Annotated in this window: 2 protein-coding genes; both read left to right on the top strand. The window is 51.1% G+C overall.

Features of this window, described 5'->3' with window-relative positions:
* Positions 1-2,679: hypothetical protein (locus Q0605_RS09345; RefSeq protein WP_298706451.1), on the top strand; the 2,679-nt coding region annotated here is incomplete at its 5' end.
* 247 nt (positions 2,680-2,926) lie between these two features.
* Positions 2,927-3,286 (top strand): TIGR04255 family protein (locus tag Q0605_RS09350; RefSeq protein ID WP_298706453.1); only part of this gene is annotated, 360 nt, incomplete at its 3' end.

Raw genomic sequence — 3,286 nt, forward strand, 5'->3', positions numbered from 1 at the left:
GACGAGGGCGGCAGAGCGCGCATCAACGCGTATTCTAAGGCTCATATCGACGAGAGCATTCGCGCAAATGAAACGATGTTCGATCGCCTCTTTGGCGGCGATGAGGCGCTGAAAAATTATAGCTTTGAGACCAAGGCTAAATTTCTGAACGAGCCCGATCCCATCAAGGCGGAGGAAATTTTAAAAAGAGCCGACAAGAGGGCTTTCAAAGCCAAAATCGCCCAAGAAAGCAAAGCAAAGCAGGAGAAATTGCAGGCCGAATACGACCGCGCGGCACGGCAGGCAGATCCTTTCAATCCCGATATGCCTACGATGAACGATCTGCTAGGCAAAACGGACGCGCTTTTGGGATCATACGGCGGCGCGGACGGCAAGTGGGCGCAGTTTGTCGATACCCTTTGGCGCAAGGGGATCAACAAGTATGAAAACGCGGTAGATCGTATCTTCGAGGGCGAAAACACCCCCGCTTTGGTGAAAAAGGGGATGAGCGTCCTCGATCTGCGAAACGCGGCAAAGCGGCAGATAGACGGCGCGATCGAGAGTTTTTTTCGCGAGAGCGCGGCGATTAATGCGCAGGCTCGCACTGCGGCGAGGTATCTTGATAAATTTGATGCCGCGCAGAGCGAGCAGCTGTTTAATGCCCTCGACGGCAAGATAGCTAAAGCTGATCTCCCCGAGGAGCTGCAAGCAACCTATCAAAAGCTACGCGACGCGATCGATAACAACGCAAACGAGCTCATCAAAGCGGGCGCCCTCAAGCAGGAGAACAAGCTAACCGACTACATCGGACACTACTACGACGAGTATATGCAAAACGAGCGCGGCAAAATAAGCAGGACGCTAGGCAAATTTTACGCTCGCAAAGACCTGAGCGAGGCGCAAAGAAGAGCTCTGGGGCTTCGCACGGACATCAGTTTCGTAGTCGCAAACACCCTCGCAAAGCAGCGCACCCAGCTTCTCAAAGCCCGCGCGCTTGAGGGTATCGCAAACCGCTTCGGGCTCGATGAGATCCCCGCCGGCGCAAGGCAGGGGCAATACGTGCGGATCAGCGACGAAACCGTCGGAGGCGGCATAAAGAAATTCGGCGCGCTTGGGGGCAAATACGTCCCAAAAGAGGTGGCGGAAGCTCTGAAAAGCACGCAGGCTCTGGGCGGACAGCTCGGCGCGCTTGAGAAATACTGGCAGCCTCTGATCGATCATATCAAGGTGAACGTGACGGTCAAAAACCCGTTTACGCACATTTACAACGTCGCGAGCAATGCCGTGCTGGCGTTTTTGCACGGGGACGAAAAGGCTCTTGCGAGCTGGGCGCTTTTAAGACGGCAGCAGCGGCAAGAGTATTGGAAGCTCGCGCGCCGCTTGGGGCTGGATAGCGCTATGGACGATCTGGAGGGCGCGATCAAAGGCTTGAAGCCGAAAAACGACGCCGAGGCTTTCGGCATAGTCGGCAAGGCTATGGATTTTCTAAGCACCGCGGGCAAAAATATCTACATGAGCGAGGGCTCGGCGCTTGGTAGGGCGGCTAGAAAAGCCTACGCTTGGGAGGATGAAATTTTTAAGATCGCGCGCTTTAAGAAAAATCTCGATGCGATCGCCGCAAAGCGAGGATACGCCGCGGGCGATCTAAGTAAATTCAGCGAAAAAGAGCTTGCTGCGGCGATGAGCGATGCGCAGTATCACTACGTCGATTATAGCACCCATTTCAACAGCTTTTTACGCAAGAGCGACAAGTGGGGATTGATGCCGTTTTTGCACTACTCCGTCAAATCGACGCCGATGGTGATCAAAGCGATCCTCAAAAACCCGCATCGTTTTGCGATGATGCAGGCCTCTTTTATCGCCGCAGACGCCGCGGGGCTATCGCTAAGCTCGATTATTGCAGATACCGAAAAGGAAAATCTAACCAAGCCAAAATGGGCGCAAAGCTCGAAATTCCCGAACGTTTTCGGACTCAAAGCGTGGGCGAGGATAGGGGATAGCGATACATATTTCAACGCAGGACGCGCCGCGCCCGGCTTTCGCTTCGACGACGTTTTTGAGGGCGGCTGGGGCTTCGTGGGCGGGCTAGTCAATATCGCAAGCGGCAAATCGACACTGGGCTACAACATCACCTCCGAGGACGATCCAAAGGCTGTGAAAGTCGCCAAAAGCGTCAAGGAAGCCGCGAAAAACTATCTCCCGACGCTTACGATCGGCAGATACGGGCAGCAGCTCGGCGAGCAGGCTCTTTCAGACATCACGGGCGATAAAGATTTCGCGCCGAAAGACTACAACAAGGACGAGCTGGGATACGCGGGCATCCTGAAGCGAGGCGTGGGCGCGCGCCGCTTCAATCAGCAAAAGGAACTCAACGCCGAACTCGGCAAGCTACGCAAGCAGCGCGAGGAGCTCGAATACGTCAAGGTGCCCGATAGCAAGGACGCCGATAAGGTCGAAAAGGCGATCAAGCACAATGAAAAACTCGAAAAGATGAGCGCTTCGGAGAAAGCCGAAAAGCAGAAGCAGATCGATCGGAAGCTTGAAATTTTCAAAGAGGTAGCGGACGCCGAGGGCTTCGAGTTTGACGTGCAGAGCCTCAAGCGGCTACGCGACGAGAAAAAGCAGCGCAAATTCGCGCCTAAGAAATTCGATCCCGCGCTAATCTCCCGTCCGCAGACCGGGAAGTTTTCGCAGAAATAGCCTGCTACGGCGAGTTTATAAAATTTAGGACGCGCCGCCATATAATTACCGCGCTCAAGGGGTCCTCTCTCCTCCTTGGGCGCTATATCAAAGAGAGAGAAGGAGAGGGGAAATGCAAACGACGATCTCAAATTTTAAGAATTTTTTAAAACAATATAGTATAATTTTTAAAAATCATAATTTAAAGGTTTGCTTCAATAAAAAAATATTATAATTACGCAATTTCCTGCTAAAAAGAGAAAAATATATGAATGTTCCAAAAAAACTTAGTCCTATTCCATTATTATTGTCGGCAATAAACATAAAATTTGATTCAAATATTCCGACCGACGCAGTTTTTGGAATTTTGTATCAAAATTTTCAAAACGATTTAGGAACTTTTAATAGTTTTCCGATGCCGATAGTAAACATCCCGCTCGAAATAAGAGAGAAAGAGGATAGCTTAAAATTCATGCCCGTATATACGCTGTTAGACGATGGCAAGCGATACTCGCTACAAATAGGCGGTAAAGTAGCGTCGATAGTATATGATAAAGCCCACGGAAAAGAATACGGCGGCTGGAGAGATTACTTTAAGCCTGAAGTAGAGAAATTTATAGAGTGTATA

It is taken from the genome of uncultured Campylobacter sp. (genome assembly GCF_938017705.1).
Taxonomy (GTDB): domain Bacteria; phylum Campylobacterota; class Campylobacteria; order Campylobacterales; family Campylobacteraceae; genus Campylobacter_B.